The sequence below is a fragment of the Paraburkholderia sp. genome (genome assembly GCF_024281035.1).
In the GTDB taxonomy this organism is placed as follows: domain Bacteria; phylum Pseudomonadota; class Gammaproteobacteria; order Burkholderiales; family Burkholderiaceae; genus Paraburkholderia.
The window spans coordinates 43,835-60,858 of record NZ_JAMXLH010000021.1 but is presented as its reverse complement, the minus strand read 5'-3'; the positions used below and the strand labels follow the sequence as shown (position 1 = coordinate 60,858).

Below are 17,024 nucleotides of genomic sequence, written 5' to 3'. Positions count from 1 at the left end.
CAGGGAGCGTACCCCCCCCCCGCTTTACTATACCCCCAAGCTTACCCCCGGATTACCCGGATTTAGGCGCGACATAACAAACACCAACAGACAACAAAAAACCCGCGAAGCCTTGGCTGTCGCGGGTTTCAGGAACATCTCGGAACTGCTTGGAAATTCTTTTGGTGCCGGAAAGAGGAATCGAACCCCCGACCTTCGCATTACGAATGCGCTGCTCTACCGTCTGAGCTATTCCGGCATCAGAGAAGGAAGATTATAGGAAGAATTTCGCAGATGTGCAAGTATTCCTCCCATCTTTTCTATTCTTTTGCTTCGTGGTGATAGCGCGTTACGCGCTCGACTTCGTTCTTCGAGCCGAGGAACACCGCCACACGTTCGTGCAGGCCCTTGGGCTTGATGTCGAGGATGCGCTCGTTGCCGTTGGTCGCCGCGCCGCCCGCCTGCTCGACGATAAACGCCATCGGGTTGGCTTCGTACATGAGACGCAGCTTGCCGGGCCGCGACGGATCGCGACGGTCGGCCGGATACATGAAAATGCCGCCGCGGTTCAGGATCCGGTGAACGTCGGCGACCATCGAGGCGATCCAGCGCATATTGAAGTTCTCGCCGCGCGGACCCTCCTTGCCTGCGTTCAGCTCGCCGATGTACTTCTGCACCGGCTCGTACCAGTGGCGCGCGTTCGACGCGTTGATCGCGTACTCGCGCGTCTCTTCCGGGATGCGCATGTTGCTCTGCGTGAGCACCCACGAACCCAGTTCGCGATCGAGCGTGAAGCAGTTCACGCCGTGGCCGGTCGTGAGCACGAATACGGTCTGCGGGCCATACACGGCGTAGCCCGCGGCGACCTGCTGCATGCCCGGCTGCAGGAACGACTCTTCGCTGGCCTGCTGGCCGTCCGGGCAGCGCAGCACCGAGAAAATCGTGCCGATCGACACATTGACGTCGATGTTCGACGAGCCGTCGAGCGGATCGAACACCAGCAGGTATTCGCCCTTCGGGTAGTTGGCCGGAATCGGGAAGAAGGTTTCCATTTCCTCCGACGCCATCGCGGCGAGGTTGCCGCCCCATTCGTTGGCGTCGAGCAGGATTTCGTTCGACAGAATGTCGAGGTTCTTCTGCACTTCGCCCTGGACGTTCTCGCTGCCGGCGGTGCCGAGCGCATCGCCGAGCGCGCCCTTGCTGACGTTGTAGCTGATCGCCTTGCATGCGCGCGCAACGACTTCGATCAACAGGCGCAGATCGGCAGGCAGGTTGTGATTTTCGCGCTGCTGCTCGATCAGATACTTCGTGAGGGTGGTTCGACGTTGCAAAGCCATGGAAAACTCCGGATGCGCTAAGGAATAGCCCGATTCTACCCGCTCGGCCCCGCCGGGCCTGACAGTGGCGGACGGAAAAAATAAGGTTCAGCGCGGAATTCCGGGAAACGAGGCAACGGCGGGCCGGGGCGGATGTGCAGATTGTCGGCGTTCTGGTTCGCTGACAGCGCACACTTATAGCGCGGCCTATACTGTAGGAAATGCTTCAGGAAATCGGTCCCTTTATTTTTCCATCGTCCTGGGTATTGAGCAGTCATGTCGCCGTAGCCGCCAGTCATCGCGATCTCGTGCAATTCGACTGTGCGTGCGGGCCGCATGAGCCCGTTCGCGTCGATTCCGGCCATGCGGCGTCTTCCGCATCTGGCCCGCGATGAAATCGCACGCGATGGGTGCGGCTGAACTAGGCGGCGGATCTCCCTGGTATAGATGGCGCATCCCTGCGATGTGCGTCGTCTTGGTGCGGATGAGTGCACTGGCCACGGTGACTGCTCAGTGCATCGTCAGGCAGGCGGCGATCGGCTGCGTCGATATTTCAGCCCAATCAAGGAGATACGAGCTATGGATAAGGCAATCAGCACGTTAGTCGCGGCCGCCGCAGCACTCGCATTGTCGGGCGGCGCTTACGCTCAGGCCAACAACACGCTGGCGACCCCGACCACCGTCTCGCCGGCCGCCCCCCATGCAACGAGCGGCTACGGCACGCCAGGCGCTGCCAATACGGACAGCGGCATGGGCGGGGCGCCGAACTCGGTTTCGCAGACGGGCATGAACAGCAGTTCGATGCCCGGCACGCCCGCTTACGGGGTCAACAACACGCTGGCGACACCGACCACCGCGTCGCCCGCCGGTAAATAAGCGCGATCGAGGACGACAACCAGGCGCGACTCAATACGACCTGATATGACCTGATACGACCGGCCTGCACGGTTCGATGCAGTCGAGCGTCGCCGGGAATCAAAACTTCGCGACGAAGCACGCGTCGTGGATGCGCAAATGCCGACGAGGGCGTGAGCCGCTCAAGCCCCGGCAGAGCGAAACATCGACTGGCCTGGCGCGTGTCGCAGCGGACGAATATTTTTCCGCCCGTCGCAAGAAAGGCCGCTGTCCTTGGGGGACAGCGGCCTTTCTTTTGTTTCCGGCAAAAATCATCCGGCAAAAAATCCCGACAAAAATGCCAACAATATTGGCAATAAAAAAGCTGGCCTGCATGGCCAGCTTTCGGGGGAGGGCTTTAGACGTGCTGCCGCGTCAGGCGAGCGCCTTCTCGACGATCTCGCGCACGTCGCGCGACTTCGCTTCTGCCGCAACTTTCTCCAGCGCCGCGCGCATCGGCTCGCGCAGAGCGGGCGTGAAGCGGCGCCACAGTTCGAGATTGCGTGCGAGACGCGCCGCGACCTGCGGGTTGAACGCGTCGAGCGCCAGCACCTGCTCCGCCCAGAACGCGTAGCCCGAGCCGTCGGCGGCGTGGAATTGCGCCGGGTTCGCCGCGCAGAAACTGAAGATCAGCGAGCGTGCGCGGTTCGGGTTCTTCAGGTTGAACGCCGGATGCGTCATCAGCGCGCGCACGGTTTCGATCACCGGATGCTGTGCGCTGCCGCGCTGCGCGGCCTGCAGGGCGAACCATTTGTCGATGACAAGCGGCTCGCGCTCGAAGCGCACGTAGAAGTCTTCCAGTGCGTGCCGAGCGACGTCGCGGCCCGTGCCCGCCGCCGCGTTCAGCAGCGCCTGGAGCGCCGCCGCGCGATCGGTCATGTTGTCGGCAGCATCGTATTGCGCGGTGGCGAGGCGTACGGCATCGGCCGGGTCGTCCAGTTCCGCAAGATACGACAGTGCGAGATTCTTGAGCGCGCGGCGGCTCGCGGCCTCGGGCGTCGGTTCGTAGGCGCCCGGCGTGAGGTGCTTGTCGTAGCTCGCGAGCCAGTCGGCCTTGAGCGCCGCGCCGAGGCGCTTGCGCACGAACAGGCGCGCGGCGTGCACGGCGGCCGGATTCGATTCGGCCATCTGCTCGGCGAGATAGGTTTCCGACGGCAGCATCAGCGCGAGTTCGCGAAACGACGGCGACAGCGTTTCGTCGTTGAGCACGCGGCGGAAGGCGTCGACGAGCGCGTTGTCGACTTCGAGCGGTTCCGAGCGAGCCGCGCGCGCCGCGAGTGCGAGCAGTTCGCGCGTTGCGAGGCGCTGTCCCGCTTCCCAGCGGTTGAACGGATCGCTGTCGTGGGCGAGCAGGAATGCCAGTTCAGTGCTGCTGTAGTCGTACTCGACGATCACGGGCGCCGAGAAATTGCGCAGTAACGAAGGCAGCGGCTTCACGGGTACGTCGACGAACGTGAAGGTTTGCTGCGCCTCGGTGAATTCGAGCACGCGCGTCGTGCCGCTCACGGCGCTTTCCTCTTCGAGACGCAGCGGCAGGTCCGCGCCGTCCGGCCCGATCAGGCCGATCGCGAACGGAATCAGCAACGGTCCCTTCTGCGTTTCGCGTGCGGCGGGCGAACCGTTGGCGTAATCCTGCGCGAGCGTCACGCTGTAGCGCCTGTGCGCTTCGTCGTAGTGCGTCGTGACCGTCACGCGCGGCGTGCCCGCCTGGCTGTACCAGCGCTCGTATTGCGCGAGGTCGCGGCCGTTGGCGTCGGCCATGGCCGCGCGAAAGTCGTCGCAGGCGACGGCCTGGCCGTCGTGGCGCTGGAAGTACAGGTCCATGCCCTTGCGAAAGCCGTCGCGGCCAAAGAGCGTCTGATACATCCGCACGACTTCCGCGCCTTTCTCGTAGACGGTCATCGTGTAGAAGTTGTTGATTTCGACGTAGCTCTCGGGACGCACCGGATGCGCCATCGGGCCCGCATCCTCCGCGAACTGCACCTGGCGCAGCACGCGCACGTCTTCGATGCGTTTGGTCGCGCGCGCGGCGCCGTTTTCGTCGCCGCCCGACATCGCCGCCGAGAACTCCTGGTCGCGAAACACCGTGAGCCCTTCCTTGAGGCTCAGCTGGAACCAGTCGCGGCAGGTCACGCGGTTGCCGGTCCAGTTGTGGAAGTACTCATGGCCGACCACGGCTTCGATGTTGGCGAAGTCGGTGTCGGTGGCCGTTTCGGGATTGGCCAGCACGTACTTCGTGTTGAAGATGTTGAGCCCTTTGTTCTCCATCGCGCCCATATTGAAGTCGCTGACCGCGACGATCATGAAGCGGTCGAGATCGAGTTCGAGCCCGAAGCGCTTTTCGTCCCAGCGGATCGAGTGGATCAGCGAATCCATCGCGTGGCGCGTCTTGTCGAGGTCTTGCGGTTCTACCCAGACCTGCAGCAGTTTTTCCTTGCCCGAGCCGCTTTTGATGCGCTCTTCGAGCGCGACGAGCTTGCCCGCGACCAGTGCGAACAGATAGCTCGGCTTGCGGAACGGGTCTTCCCACTTCGCATAGTGACGGCCATCGGGCAGGGTGCCTTCGGCGATCAGGTTGCCGTTCGAGAGCAGCACCGGATACGCGGTCTTGTCGGCGCGCAGCGTGACCGTGTAGGTCGCCATCACGTCGGGGCGGTCGAGAAACCAGGTAATGCGGCGAAAGCCCTCGGCCTCGCACTGCGTGAAGAAGTTGCCGCTCGATACATAGAGGCCCGACAGCGTCGTGTTGTCGGCCGGGGCACAGGCGCCCGTGAGCACGAGTTCGAATGCATCGGGCACATTCTCGAGCGTGAGTCCGTGCTCGTGGGCGCGCGCGCGCGCGTACGGCTTCCCGTCGATCGCCGCGCTCACGAATTCCAGTTGCTCGCCCATCAGTTCGAGATCGGCGGTGCTCGCGGTGGTGTGTACAGCGGCGGGATTGCGGCGCACGCGCATCGTGTTCTTGACGATCGTGCGGTCGGGGACGAGGTCGAACTCGAGATCGACGGTGTCGATCAGAAAGGCAGGAGGGGCGTAGTCGGCGCGGCGGATCACGTTGGGCGTGGCGGTATCGGACATGGTCTGGGTTGCGGTTTCGTCGAGTGGTGCAGCGCGCGTGGTCCCGCAGCGGGTTCCGGCCGGCAGGCGCCGCAGATCGCCCCATTGTACAAAGGCGCGGACCGGTTGTCCGGTGCTGGGCTGCGGCGCGAACTTCTTCCCGATCGTGCGGGCAAGTCAGTATGATCGCACTGCTGCGCCTGCAGACCCGGCCTGCCAACCCGGCGCGGCCGTTTTGATCTGGCAGGGAACTGGAATGGGTGCGGCCGCGCAGTCGTGTCAAACGCGCGTCGAACTCGCATCGAACGCGTGTCGAACGCGCACCGAACGCGGGGTGAACGCCGGGCAAACTGCGCGGCGGTGGCCGCGGCGACAGCACTCTGGACTTATGGGTACGAGAAAACAATGAAGCACCACCGATGGACGCGCCGCGCACCGATGCTGCTGGCGGCGCTCGCCGTGACGCTGTCCGGCTGCACGACTTACGTGACGAGCCAGGTGACGGCGCTCTCCGCGTGGGACGGCGGCAGCGACGCCACGCGCACTTACGCCTTCACGCGCACTGCGAGCCAGAAACAGACCATTGAGCAGGCGACCTATGAGGTGTTCGTCGCCGATGCTCTGGCCTCGCACGCGTTCCACCAGGCGGCCGTTCCGCAGGCGCGTTATCTGGTGGCGCTCGCTTATGGCAGCCACATGGATCAGATGGTCGTCGAGCAGCCGATGTTCTTCCAGCCGTGGCCGGGACCGTACCGGAGGCGGTTCGGTCCGTGGTCGCCGTGGGGCGCGTTCCCGCCTGCTTACGTGGACCAGGTGTATCCGGTGTATTCGCACATGCTCGGCATCCGCATCACCGACCGCGCGACGGGCGCGGAGCGCTATAACGTGACGGCGCGCACTGAGGGCGACGAGCCGTCGCTCATGCGCACGATGCCGTATCTGGTGCGCAGCGCGCTTGCGGATTTTCCGATGGCGAATGGTTCGGTGCGCGAGGTCAAGCTGCCGGTCGTCAAGAACGCCGGGGTGCTGAACGAAGTGAGCGCGGTGCGTGCGCCGGATCCGGCTTCGGCTGCCGCCGCTACGGCGAAGTAGCGGGCGCACGCAAGCGGTTACCGCCAGCGGCAAGCTGGCAAAAACCGCGCTTGCCTGGCTTTAAACGCCTACGCCCATCACCGCGAGCACGCCCAGCACGACGAAGAGAACCGCGGCGATGCCGTGCACGAGCCGGGTCGGCAGCTTGTGGGCAAAGCGGTCGCCGAGCAGGATCGCGGGCACGTTGGCGATCATCATGCCGAGCGTCGTGCCGGCCACCACACCGAAGAAATCGTGAAAGCGCGCCGCGAGCGCGACGGTGGCGATCTGCGTCTTGTCGCCCATCTCGGCGAGGAAAAAGGTCACGACAGTCGCGCCGAACACGCCGAGTTGCGTGCGGTTGACGTCGGTTTCGCCTTCGCTGAGCTTGTCGGGCACGAGTATCCACAGGCCCATCGCGACGAATGAGGCGGCGAGTGCCCAGCGCATCACCGAAGGGGTGACGAGCGCGCCGAGCCACGCGCCGAGCGCTCCGGCGCCCGCGTGGTTGATGAGCGTGGCGGCCAGCACGCCGAGGATGATCGGCACCGGCTTGCGATAGCGTGCGGCGAGGACGAGCGAAAGCAACTGGGTCTTGTCGCCGATTTCAGCGAGCGCAACGGCGCCTGCGGAGACGAGAAATGCCTGGTTCACGTTTTGATGGATCCTCGGGCCGGATGTGTGCGAGCGACGACCCGCGACGCGCCGGGCCCTGTTAGCGGCGCGCGTGGGTCATCGGTCTCGCCAGGCCAGAGGCTGCACCTGCCATGGCCGTTTCGGCCAAGTCTGTTGACAGGTGCCCCCGCGGGTCGTGCGCGGATCGCGTCAAACCTGGTCACAGGCTCGTGGCGCGGCACGATGCGGGGCGGCTACTCCCCAATGAGCGGCGGATTATAGCACGCAGCGTGGCGCGAACTCGTCGTGAATGGCGCCAAATTGCGCCGAACCGCACCGCTTTGTGCCGCTACGATTCCGCTGGAGGGTGTCGGCGCGACGACGGCGTGACAAACTGCGGCTCACACAAAAAATCAGGGTATTGCGTGTTTGCGCAATACCCTGATTAACGAAACATATTTGAAACGTACATCTACGCAAAATCGTTACGAAAGCCGCTTGACTGTCTCTTCGGTCGTCCACACGGCATTCGCCATGAAGCGGAAGTTCGTTATTGCGGCCTGGTAGCCATCGCCGTCCGGAAGAATTGCCGCAGCCGTTGCGTCGCGGACGACCGCCACCTCGAAACCCTGCTCCAGCAATTCGCGCAGATGCGATTCGACACACAGGTTCGCGGACATGCCCGCCAGAATCACCTGATCGACACGGTGCTTTCGTAATTGCAGGATGAGATCGTTCTGCTGCGGTCCGTAGACCTTGTGAGGCGAAGCAATAATGGTTTTATTGTCGAGGATGTACGGCTTGTATTCGGGCATGAAATCGGCTCCGGAATTCTCGAAGCCATCCACGGAATACGGACTCGGCCGTTTGAACATGCCCACTTTGTGCATGAGTTTTTCAAGTGCGCCTTCGAATTTCCAGTTGTTATCCCATGGGTAGTAGTAGTGCGGCGAGATCGCCACAACAATATTGGCTTTCTTCGCTGCGGCAAACAACTTGCCGAGATTCGCAACGGTATTCAGTTCCGTGACGCTCTCACCAACTGCGCCCCAGACGACACCCTTCGGGCTCAGAAAATCGATTTGGGGGTCAATGACAACGAGAGCGGTACGCGGCAGAACAAGAGCCATGTCCGACGGCGGAAGCATTGATGAGGCAGGGGCGGCGTATTTGTCCATTTCTGACGTTCTCCAGAGACCCGGGCTGGGCGGTTGGCAACTTTCTCAAGCGCGACCTTACCACCAGAAAAAAGTATCTGGTCTGAAGCAGTCCTATGAAATGCGGCGCGCAGTTTCCGTCTTGAATCAGGGGGTAAAACCCTCTGGAGAGCGTCTACGCGGCGGGGATAATTTCTGACAAAAAAATGCAGGATCCGTACGGATGATTCGTCAGTGAGCGTCCGAGGTTAAACATTCCTTCGCTTCGTGCGCTCGCCGCGCCGATGCACGCGCTTTCCCGCTGCATATGTTTCGTACACGGCGCGATCGTCGCCGAGCATGGCGAACGCGAAGAGCAGTTCTTCGAGCGATTGCGCGCGCGCCGTGCGCCGTGCGAGCAGCGGCGTCGCTTGCGGATCGAGCACGGCGAAGTCCGCTTCGCTATGCGGCGCGAGCGTGCCGATCATGTCGCCGAGATCGAGCGCCTCGGCCGCGCCCGTCGTGGCGAGCCAGAACATGCGCGTCGCACTGAGGTGATGACCGCCCATGCGCGCGACCTTGTGCGCTTCGTTCATCGTCTGCAGCATCGAAAACGACGTACCGCCGCCGACGTCCGTCGCGAGCGTCACGAGCATGGCCGATTCGCTGGCGCGATCGAAATCGAACAGGCCGCTGCCGAGGAACAGGTTCGACGTCGGGCAGTGCGCGGCGACCGAGCGCGTTTGCGCCATGCGGCGGCGGTCCTCGTCGTCGAGCCAGATGCAGTGGCCATACACGGCACGGGGTCGCATCAGCCCGTAGTGATCGTAGACGTCGATGTAGCTGCGGCGGTGCGCAAAGAGCGTGCTCACCCAGTTCACCTCCTCGCGACTCTCGGCGGCGTGGCTCTGGATGAAGATGTCCGGATGCGCCTTCGCGAGCGCCGCGCAGGCTTCGAGCTGCGCCTCGGTCGAGGTGGGCGCGAAGCGCGGCGTGAGTGCGTAAAGCTGGCGGCCGCGCTTGTGCCAGCGGCCGATCAGTTCGGCGCTGTCGTCGTAGCCCGATTGCGGCGTATCGCGCAGGAACGCGGGGCAGTGACGGTCCATGAGCACCTTGCCCGCGATCATGCGCAGGTTCTTCGCCTCGCTCGCACGGAAAAGCGCATCGGCGGACTGCTTGTGCACCGTGCAATAGACGAGCGCCGTGGTCGTGCCGTTCGCCAGCAGTTCATCGACGAAAAAGCGCGCCGTATCGTGCGCGACGGCTTCGTCTTCGAAGCGGCGCTCGGTGGGGAACGTCCAGGTTTCGAGCCACGGAAGCAGGCCCGGCGCGGGCGACGCAATCATGTCGGTCTGCGGATAGTGGATATGCGTATCGATGAAGCCGGGCACGATCAGCTTGTCGCGCAGGTCATGGACGCCCGCATCGCCCGAGACGAGCCCGGCGAGCGTCGTCCACGCACCCGCTGCCGCCACATGGCCGTCTTCGACGATCACGACGCCGTCTTCGTGAAAGACCGCGGCGTCGGGCGATTGCGCAGGATCGCCCGTGAACGTCAGAAGCTTCGCCCGGTAAGCCGATTGAGTCATGGGAACAGCGTCTCCGGTTGATGCGGGCATGACATGCGGCCGGGTATTCGTCGGCGCGCGCCGTGCCTGAAGCGACGGCGCGCGTCGGCGTTATCGGGCCGCGGTTGCCTGCGCGCTTATGTGCTTAGGCGCTCGCGCCGTGCCAGTACGCGTCGAGTTTTGCGATCAGCGCGTCGCGTTCCTGCGGCGTCACGAACGACGCCTCGAAGCCATTGCGCAGGATCGCGTACACCTCGCTCCCATCGAGCTTGAGCGCGTCGATGATGGCCGTGTAGTTCTCGTTCACGTAGCCGCCGAAGTAGGCCGGATCGTCTGAATTGACGGTCACCGCCACGCCGCGGTCGAGCAGATCCTTCAGCGTGTGCTTCGTCATGTCGTCGAATACGCAGAGCTTGATGTTCGACAGCGGGCAGACCGTGAGCGCCACGCGCGAGTCGGCAAGACGCGTGACGAGCGCCGCATCTTCGATGCTGCGCACGCCGTGATCGACGCGGTCCACCTTGAGCAGGTCGAGGGCTTCGTAGATGTACGACGGCGGACCTTCCTCGCCTGCGTGCGCAACGAGTTTCAGGCCCTTGGCACGCGCCCGTTCGAACACGCGCTCGAATTTCGAGGGCGGGTGTCCGCGCTCGGACGAATCGAGCCCCACGCCGATGAGGCGCGCGTAGCGGTCGAACAGCGGCAGCGCGGCGTCGAAGGTTGCGAGCGCATCGGCTTCGCTCAGGTGGCGCAGGAAACACAGGATCAGCCTGCTCGTGAGCCCGCGCTTTTCGGCATCGGCCAGCGCGCGGTCGATGCCCGCGACAACCGTTTCGATGGCCACGCCGCGTTCGGTGTGCGTCTGCGGGTCGAAGAAAATCTCGGCATGCACGACGTTGTCCGCGAGCGCGCGCTCGCAGTAGGCCATCGTCATGTCGTAGAAGTCGTCTTCCGTGAGCAGCACGCTCGCACCCGCGTAGTAGATGTCGAGGAAGGACTGCAGATCGGTGAACGCATACGCCTCGCGCAACGACTCGATCGAGTCGTACGCCAGCTTGACGCCATTGCGCTGCGCAAGCTTGAAGATCAGCTCGGGTTCGAGCGAGCCTTCGATATGGATGTGCAGTTCGGACTTCGGCGCGCGAACGGCCCTTTCTGTGAGGGAGATTGCCTGGTTTGTGTTTGCCATGATCTGGTCGGTCGGTAAAAAGGTGATGTCACGCGCAATGACTGCCCGCGCGTGCCCCGATAACTTGCAAGAGTTGTGCGGCAGCCGAGATCGCGATGGCTTCGGGCGATTTGTCGGCGATGCCTTCGACGCCGAGCGGACACTTCATCCGCGCGATCTGCAATGGATCGATGCCGCGCGCCGCGAGCCGGTGCTCGAACTGCTTGCGCTTCGTGTGCGAGCCGATCATGCCGAAGAACGCATAATCGCCGCGCCGCAGGATGCGTTCGGCGAGCGCGAGGTCGCGCGAATGATCGTGCGTCATCACGATGAAGCTCGTGCCGGGTGCGGCGGTGTCGACGGCTTCGTCGGGGGCGTCGTTCGCGTCGATCTCGACGTTGGGCGCGCCGAGCGCCGCGAGCGCTTCCGGTGGCGGGAACGCGGCGTCGCGCTCGTCCACCCAGCGCACCCGGCACGGCAGCGTGCCGAGCACGCGCACCAGTGCCGCGCCGACATGTCCCGCGCCGAACACCACGACGGGGAAGTCGTTGGGTGCGATGGTTTCGGTGAGAAGCGCGTCGCCCGCGTGCTCGCCCGACTCCCAGAGCAGGCAGTCGGGCGCTTCGACGCCCGGCTCCGGCTGCGAGAGCATTACGGCATCGGCTGCCGCCGCGGCGCCGCCCTGGGCTTCCTGGCTTGCACCCGGACCGCTGTTGCGCGCGGCGCGAAACGAGACGCTGCGCACGGTCGATTCGCCCGCCGCGAGGCGGCGCGCAAGCGTCGCGAGCCAGCCGAGATCGCCCACATCGAGCCGCTCGAACGCGAGCACGACGGCGCCGCCGCAGCACTGGCCGAGGCTCGGTCCGAGCGCGAGGCGTTCGAGCCGCCGCATGTGCGGCGTGCGCATGCCGTCGCGCAGCACCTGGCGTGCGATCTCGATGGCTTTCCATTCGAGATGGCCGCCGCCGATGGTGTGGCGCGCGGCGTCGCGCGTCACGATCATCTTCGTGCCAACGTCGCGCGGCGCCGATCCCTCGACGCGCGCGACCGTCACGAGCACGGCGGCGTCGCCGCGCGCGAGCAGGTGTTGCAGATCGGTGAGCCAGGCGTGCATCTGGCGCTTCTCCCTCGTCGGGCGGCGCGCAAGGCGTGCCGCCGGTTGGTACTGCTTGTACCGGTTGGTACCGCTTGATTCTGCTCGATACCGGTTAATCTTCGTGGCCAGGCGCCGACGGGGTGTGCCTGGCTCGCCTTTCGCGCCGCGCCTGTTCGTTGCCCGTGCGTTGCCTGTGCGTCGCTTCTCCGTTCGAGCGTGCGAGCCGTCAACTGGTTCGCGCTTTCAGTCCATCTTCACGTTGCGCGCCGCCGCGGGCACGGCGGCGTGGCCGGGCGCCGCGTTTCCGGCCGCGGGTGCAAGCGCTGGCGACTGAGCGCTCGCGGCTACGCCGGCGCGCAGCGCATCGAGTGCATCGAGAATCGCCTCGGGCGTCGCGGGTGCACGAAGCGGCGCGGCTTCGCGCGCCTCGGGCACCGCCGCGCCAATCGCGTCGCGAATCGCGAGAAATACCGAGAACGGCAGCAACAGCGGCGGCTCGCCCACGGCCTTCGAGCTGAAGATGGTCGGCTCGGCATTTTCGTTGCGATAGAGCCGCACGTCGAATACGGCGGGCGTATCGCTGACCGCCGGAATCTTGTACGTGGACGGCGAGTGCGTCATCAGACGGCCATTGCTGTCCCACCAGAGCTCTTCGGTCGTGAGCCAGCCCATACCCTGGATGAATGCGCCTTCCACCTGGCCCATGTCGATGGCCGGATTGATCGAACGGCCCGCATCGTGCAGCACGTCGGCGCGCACGAGCTTCCATTCGCCGGTGAGCGTATCGACCACCACCTCCGATACTGCCGCGCCATACGCGAAGTAGTAGAACGGATGGCCGGTCAGCGTGCGTGCGTCCCAGTGGACCTTCGGCGTCGCGTAGAAGCCGTCCGACCAGAGCTGCACGCGCTTCATATACGCGAGTTCGACGAACTGCGCGAACGCGATCGACACGCCGTTCGCCCGCACCGCGCCGTCCTCGAACATGACGGCATCGGGCGTGCCGCCGTATTCGGCGGCGGCGAGCGTGGCGAGGCGGGCGCGGATCGTGAGCGCGGCATCTTCGGCGGCCTTGCCGTTGAGGTCGCTGCCCGTCGAGGCGGCGGTAGCCGACGTATTCGCCACTTTAGCGGTATCGGCGGCGCTCACGCGCACGCGCGCGAGCGGCAGCCCCAATGTGCCCGCCACCACCTGCGCGACCTTCGTGTTGAGCCCCTGGCCCATTTCGGTGCCGCCGTGGTTCACGAGCACCGAGCCGTCGCGGTAGACATGCACGAGCGCGCCCGCCTGGTTCAGGTGCGGCACATTGAACGAGATGCCGAACTTGACCGGCGTGATCGCGATGCCGCGCTTGAGCACCGCGCTCGTACGGTTGTACGCGGCGAGCGCGGCGCGTCGTTCGGCGTAACGGCTCGACGCGAGCAGTTCGCCCGTGAGCGGGGCGAGCACGTTGTCCTCGACGCGCTGGCCATAAGGCGTGATATCGCGCTCGCCGATGCCGTAGTAGTTCGCGAGCCGTACGTCGAGCGGATCGCGGTTGAGCTGCTTCGCGATGGCGTCGAGCATGACTTCCATCACGAGCGCGCCCTGCGGTCCGCCGAAACCGCGAAACGCGGTGTTCGACTGCGTGTTCGTCTTGCAGCACAGCGCGACGATCTCGACATCGGAGAGGTAATACGCGTTGTCGAAGTGGCACACCGCGCGGGTGGCCACGGCGCCGGACAGATCGGCGGAATAGCCCGCGCGCAGCGCGATTTCCACGCGTGTGCCGAGCAGGCGGCCTGCATCGTCGAAGCCTGCTTCGTAGGTGTACAGCGCATCGTGGCGCTTGCCGGTGATCATGAAGTCGTCGTCGCGGTCGGCGCGCAGCTTCACGGGGCGGCCCGTCTTGTGCGCCGCGAGCGCCGCGACGCACGCGAACAGCGCCGATTGCGATTCCTTGCCGCCGAAGCCGCCGCCCATGCGGCGGCACTCGCACGCGACGCGGTGCGCGGGCCAGCCGAGCAGATGCGCGACGACCTGCTGCATTTCGGATGGATGCTGCGTCGAACTGTAGACGAGCATGCCGTCCTGTTCCTGTGGCAGCGCATAGGCGACCTGGCCTTCGAGGTAGAACTGTTCCTGGCCGCCTGCTTCGAAGGTGCCCGCGATGCGATGCGGGGCCGCGACGATGCGCGCGGCGGGCTCGCCGCGCGACAGGCGCAGCGGCGGCAGCACGTAGTGCTGCATCGCTTTCGCCTGCGCGATCGAGAGCACCGCTTCGAGCGGTTCGTAACGGACGACGTTGTCGCTGGCGGCGAGCGCGGCGGCGCGCCTCGCGAGTTCGTGGCTCGTCGCGATCACGGCGAACACGGGCTGCCCGAGGTACTGCACTTCGCTACTCGCGAGCACCGGGTCGTCGTGCACCACCGGGCCGCAGTTGTTTTCGCCGGGGATGTCGGCGGCGCAGAGCACCGCAACGACGCCCGGCGCTTCACGCACGCGGCGCAGATCGAGCGACACGATACGCGCATGCGCATGGCGCGAGAGGCCGAGCGCCGCATGCAGCGTGCCGTGCAGTTCGGGAATGTCGTCGGTGTAGCGCGCTTCGCCGCTCACGTGCAGCTCGGCGGATTCATGCGGCAACGGCGCGCCCGCCGCCGAGCGGCCCGTGTGCGTTGTGTGTGCAACCACCGGATCGGACTGATGGTTCATCGCGTGTCTCCTGCGAGCGCCACGCTGCCCTTGTCCGCGTCCTCGCCTTCGAAGGCGAACGCGTTGACCTCGTGCGGCGCGAGCGGAGCGTCGTCGCGCGTTTCCAGCCAGCAGCGCCACAACAGGTTGCGCGCGACCTTCATGCGATACGCGGCGCTCGCACGCAGATCCGTGAGCGGCGTGTAGTCGGCGGCGAGCGCGTCCATCGCGCGCAGCACGGCCGCTTCGTCCCAGCGCGCGCCGCTCAGCGCGGCCTCGGCATGGGCGGCGCGCAGCGGCGTGGCGGCCATGCCGCCGAACGCGACGCGTGCGAGCGCGATTACGCCGTCCTCGCCGATGTCGAGTGCGAACGCCGCACATACCGCGGAGATGTCCTGGTCGTAGCGCTTCGAGATCTTGTAGGTGCGAAAGCGCAGAGCAGGTGCGCGGCGCGGCACGCGAAGCGCCTCGATGAACTCGCCCGGTGCGAGCGCATTCTTCTGATAGCCCGTGTAGAACGCGGCGAGCGGCAGCATGCGCACGTCGTCGGCGCGGCGCAGCACGAGTTGCGTGTCGAGCGCGAGCAGCGCGGGCATCGAATCGCCGATCGGCGAGCCGTTCGCGATGTTGCCGCCGAGCGTCCCCGCATTGCGGATCGGCGGCGACGCGAAGCGCGCCCACAGTTCCGCGAGTTCGGGATAGTCGACGGTCAGCGCGGCGTAGGCCTCTTCGAGCGGCACGGCGGCGCCGATCGCGATTGCGTGTGCCTCGTGCGTGAGCGCGCGCAGCTCGGCGACGTTGCCGGTGTAGATCAAATCGCCCAGATCGCGAAACTGCTTCGTGACCCACAGGCCGATGTCGGTGCTGCCGGCGAGCACGCGCGCTTCGGGGCGTGCGGCGCGCAGCGCGGCGAACTCGGCGAGCGTGCGCGGCGCGAAGAAGGTGGCTTCGGCGTACCCGGCGCCGCGCGCATCGGGGCCGCGGTATTCGAATGTGGCGGGGCGCTGGAGCTTGTGCAGGGCGTCTTCGATGGCCGTGCGATCGAGCGCGGCGCGTGCGTGGCGCGTGTAGTCGAACATGCTGCGGGCGGCGTCGACGATGGGCCGGTAGCCGGTGCAGCGGCACAGGTTGCCCGAAAGGGTCCGGTTGATTTCGTCGCGCGAGGGCACGCCCGCATCGACGCTCTGGCGTTCGTAGAGCGCCCACAGCGACATCGTGAAGCCGGGCGTGCAGAAGCCGCACTGCGAGCCATGACAGTCGACGAGTGCTTGCTGGACCGGATGCAGTGCGCCATCGGGCGCGCGCAGGTCTTCGACGGTGAAGAGGGCGCGGCCGTCGAGCGTGGGCAGGAACTGGATGCAGGCGTTGACGGCTTTGAGGACGAGACGCCCGTTGGCGTCGAGTTCGCCGACGACCACCGTGCATGCGCCGCAATCGCCCTCTGCACAGCCTTCCTTGGTGCCGCAGGCATGCAGGTCTTCACGCAGGTATTGCAGTACCGTGCGCGTGACCGGAACGTCGCTGACTTCGTGCACGGCGCCCCGGCGCAAGAATCGGATGGTTTGCTTTGTCATGATGGATCCGGAAGACATTGCGGATCGGGCGCGCGTTACGCAGGGGGCTTGCCGGAGCCGGCCTCGCGCACGTAGATCGCCATCCTTTTTGCAAGATAGCACTGCTCGGGCGAGGAAAGTATTCCCCGCCGAGGATGGGGGTTATCAGGCGGCCGTCATGACGGCGGGCGGGTGCGATCCCGCCCTTTGGCGGTGGATGCCATGGGAAGACGGCGCGGCGGTGGCGCCGCGATGGGCGCCACGGGTGCCGGATATGCCGCATGCGCCACGGGCGCAGCCGGTGCAAGCGGTGCGGCAGATGCAACGAGTGCGATGAGCCGCCTGGCTGACTGGCGGTGGATCAGCGGCGGATGCCGGGCCACGACACCTGGCGGCGACGGTTGCGCCACAGGCTCGAGAGCACGGTCACGAACATGCAGACGAACGCGATCAGCGACCACGCGGGCATCGATACGCCGAGGATCGGCGGATAGATCGTCTCGCACAGGCCCTGGACCTTGAAGACGCCCGGGAGCCACTTCGCGGGCGGCAGGCTGTCGACGACGGGCTGCAGCACGTCGAAGCCGCAGCTCATGTTCGGGAACGCCTGCACCCAGACGAGCCGCGCCGAGGCGATGATGCCGCCCAGTGCCGACAGCACGACCAGGGCTTCGAGTACGCGCACGCCGCGCCAGCTCGACAGACGCGCGCCGAGGAACGCGAACACGGCAACCAGCAGGAAGAAGTAGCGCTGGATAATGCACAGCGGACAGGGATCTTCGCTCCTGTAGTGCTGCATGTAGAGGGCGCCGCCCACTAGCGCGAGGGAAATCAGAGCGAGGAGGACCAGGAGGCCGCGCTCGCGGCGCAACAGCGCGTTATCGTCGTTCATGTGTGT

General features: G+C 65.5%; 14 protein-coding genes, 1 tRNA gene and 1 riboswitch. Of the genes, 2 read left to right on the top strand and 13 right to left on the bottom strand.

Going from position 1 to position 17,024, the window contains the following annotated elements; all coding sequences use genetic code 11:
• Positions 1-162 precede the first annotated feature (162 nt).
• From Q0L30_RS06030 to Q0L30_RS06020, 3 genes are all read right to left on the bottom strand, one after another.
• Positions 163-238, bottom strand: a tRNA-Thr gene (locus Q0L30_RS06030).
• A gap of 61 nt (positions 239-299) precedes the next feature.
• Positions 300-1,316, bottom strand: coding sequence for a class 1 fructose-bisphosphatase (locus Q0L30_RS06025; protein ID WP_296652563.1), 1,017 nt, complete (start codon positions 1,314-1,316; stop codon positions 300-302).
• 35 nt (positions 1,317-1,351) lie between these two features.
• Positions 1,352-1,660, bottom strand: coding sequence for a hypothetical protein (locus Q0L30_RS06020; protein ID WP_296652561.1), 309 nt, complete (start codon positions 1,658-1,660; stop codon positions 1,352-1,354).
• A gap of 214 nt (positions 1,661-1,874) precedes the next feature.
• Here Q0L30_RS06020 and Q0L30_RS06015 point away from each other — a divergent pair, with 214 nt between their 5' ends.
• A complete protein-coding gene (locus Q0L30_RS06015; protein WP_296652558.1) occupies positions 1,875-2,171 on the top strand; it encodes a hypothetical protein in 297 nt (98 codons plus the stop codon).
• A gap of 99 nt (positions 2,172-2,270) precedes the next feature.
• On the opposite strand, the gene Q0L30_RS06010 is transcribed toward Q0L30_RS06015, so the two are convergent.
• Both Q0L30_RS06010 and pepN read right to left on the bottom strand, forming a co-directional pair.
• A complete protein-coding gene (locus Q0L30_RS06010) occupies positions 2,271-2,525 on the bottom strand; it encodes a hypothetical protein (protein ID WP_296652556.1) in 255 nt (84 codons plus the stop codon).
• Between the two features lie 39 nt (positions 2,526-2,564).
• Complete coding sequence (gene pepN / locus Q0L30_RS06005; RefSeq protein ID WP_296652553.1) at positions 2,565-5,267, bottom strand: aminopeptidase N; 2,703 nt, start codon at positions 5,265-5,267, stop codon at positions 2,565-2,567.
• A gap of 384 nt (positions 5,268-5,651) precedes the next feature.
• On the opposite strand from pepN, the gene Q0L30_RS06000 reads away from it, so the two are divergent.
• On the top strand, positions 5,652-6,338 hold the full coding sequence (locus Q0L30_RS06000) for a DUF4136 domain-containing protein (protein ID WP_296652550.1): 687 nt from the start codon (positions 5,652-5,654) through the stop codon (positions 6,336-6,338).
• Between the two features lie 60 nt (positions 6,339-6,398).
• On the opposite strand, the gene Q0L30_RS05995 is transcribed toward Q0L30_RS06000, so the two are convergent.
• The 8 genes from Q0L30_RS05995 to Q0L30_RS05960 all read right to left on the bottom strand — a co-directional run bounded on the left by Q0L30_RS05995 (position 6,399) and on the right by Q0L30_RS05960 (position 17,018).
• A complete protein-coding gene (locus Q0L30_RS05995) occupies positions 6,399-6,971 on the bottom strand; it encodes a TMEM165/GDT1 family protein (protein WP_296652547.1) in 573 nt (190 codons plus the stop codon).
• 78 nt (positions 6,972-7,049) lie between these two features.
• Positions 7,050-7,207: riboswitch (yybP-ykoY riboswitch) on the bottom strand.
• Between the two features lie 210 nt (positions 7,208-7,417).
• A complete protein-coding gene (locus Q0L30_RS05990) occupies positions 7,418-8,110 on the bottom strand; it encodes a cysteine hydrolase (protein WP_296652545.1) in 693 nt (230 codons plus the stop codon).
• A gap of 227 nt (positions 8,111-8,337) precedes the next feature.
• Positions 8,338-9,657, bottom strand: a complete 1,320-nt coding sequence (gene guaD / locus Q0L30_RS05985; RefSeq protein WP_296652542.1) for a guanine deaminase — start codon at positions 9,655-9,657, stop codon at positions 8,338-8,340.
• A 124-nt stretch (positions 9,658-9,781) separates the two neighbouring features.
• Complete coding sequence (locus Q0L30_RS05980; protein WP_296652540.1) at positions 9,782-10,825, bottom strand: adenosine deaminase; 1,044 nt, start codon at positions 10,823-10,825, stop codon at positions 9,782-9,784.
• A 28-nt stretch (positions 10,826-10,853) separates the two neighbouring features.
• Positions 10,854-11,918 (bottom strand): xanthine dehydrogenase accessory protein XdhC, encoded by a 1,065-nt coding sequence (gene xdhC, locus Q0L30_RS05975; RefSeq protein ID WP_296652538.1) that lies wholly within the window; start codon positions 11,916-11,918, stop codon positions 10,854-10,856.
• A 225-nt stretch (positions 11,919-12,143) separates the two neighbouring features.
• Entirely contained in the window at positions 12,144-14,594 is a 2,451-nt protein-coding gene (gene xdhB, locus Q0L30_RS05970) for a xanthine dehydrogenase molybdopterin binding subunit (protein ID WP_296652535.1), read from the bottom strand.
• The gene (gene xdhA, locus Q0L30_RS05965; protein WP_296652532.1) at positions 14,591-16,147 is read right to left on the bottom strand and encodes a xanthine dehydrogenase small subunit; all 1,557 of its coding nucleotides are present in this window, start codon (positions 16,145-16,147) and stop codon (positions 14,591-14,593) included. Before xdhA ends, xdhB begins: the two co-directional genes overlap by 4 nt.
• 340 nt (positions 16,148-16,487) lie before the next feature.
• Positions 16,488-17,018, bottom strand: coding sequence for a disulfide bond formation protein B (locus Q0L30_RS05960; RefSeq protein WP_296652527.1), 531 nt, complete (start codon positions 17,016-17,018; stop codon positions 16,488-16,490).
• Between the last annotated feature and the right edge of the window lie 6 nt (positions 17,019-17,024).

What these genes read in the sequence shown, in the direction of transcription:
- Q0L30_RS06015 (WP_296652558.1), top strand. Translation starts at nt 1,875, where the DNA reads ATGGATAAGGCAATCAGCACGTTAGTCGCGGCCGCCGCAGCACTCGCA.
- Q0L30_RS06010 (WP_296652556.1), bottom strand. Translation starts at nt 2,525, where the DNA reads ATGCAGGCCAGCTTTTTTATTGCCAATATTGTTGGCATTTTTGTCGGG.
- xdhC (WP_296652538.1), bottom strand. Translation starts at nt 11,918, where the DNA reads ATGCACGCCTGGCTCACCGATCTGCAACACCTGCTCGCGCGCGGCGAC.
- xdhB (WP_296652535.1), bottom strand. Translation starts at nt 14,594, where the DNA reads ATGAACCATCAGTCCGATCCGGTGGTTGCACACACAACGCACACGGGC.
- pepN (WP_296652553.1), bottom strand. Translation starts at nt 5,267, where the DNA reads ATGTCCGATACCGCCACGCCCAACGTGATCCGCCGCGCCGACTACGCC.
- Q0L30_RS06020 (WP_296652561.1), bottom strand. Translation starts at nt 1,660, where the DNA reads ATGGCCGGAATCGACGCGAACGGGCTCATGCGGCCCGCACGCACAGTC.
- Q0L30_RS05960 (WP_296652527.1), bottom strand. Translation starts at nt 17,018, where the DNA reads ATGAACGACGATAACGCGCTGTTGCGCCGCGAGCGCGGCCTCCTGGTC.
- Q0L30_RS06000 (WP_296652550.1), top strand. Translation starts at nt 5,652, where the DNA reads ATGAAGCACCACCGATGGACGCGCCGCGCACCGATGCTGCTGGCGGCG.
- guaD (WP_296652542.1), bottom strand. Translation starts at nt 9,657, where the DNA reads ATGACTCAATCGGCTTACCGGGCGAAGCTTCTGACGTTCACGGGCGAT.
- Q0L30_RS05990 (WP_296652545.1), bottom strand. Translation starts at nt 8,110, where the DNA reads ATGGACAAATACGCCGCCCCTGCCTCATCAATGCTTCCGCCGTCGGAC.
- xdhA (WP_296652532.1), bottom strand. Translation starts at nt 16,147, where the DNA reads ATGACAAAGCAAACCATCCGATTCTTGCGCCGGGGCGCCGTGCACGAA.
- Q0L30_RS05980 (WP_296652540.1), bottom strand. Translation starts at nt 10,825, where the DNA reads ATGGCAAACACAAACCAGGCAATCTCCCTCACAGAAAGGGCCGTTCGC.
- Q0L30_RS06025 (WP_296652563.1), bottom strand. Translation starts at nt 1,316, where the DNA reads ATGGCTTTGCAACGTCGAACCACCCTCACGAAGTATCTGATCGAGCAG.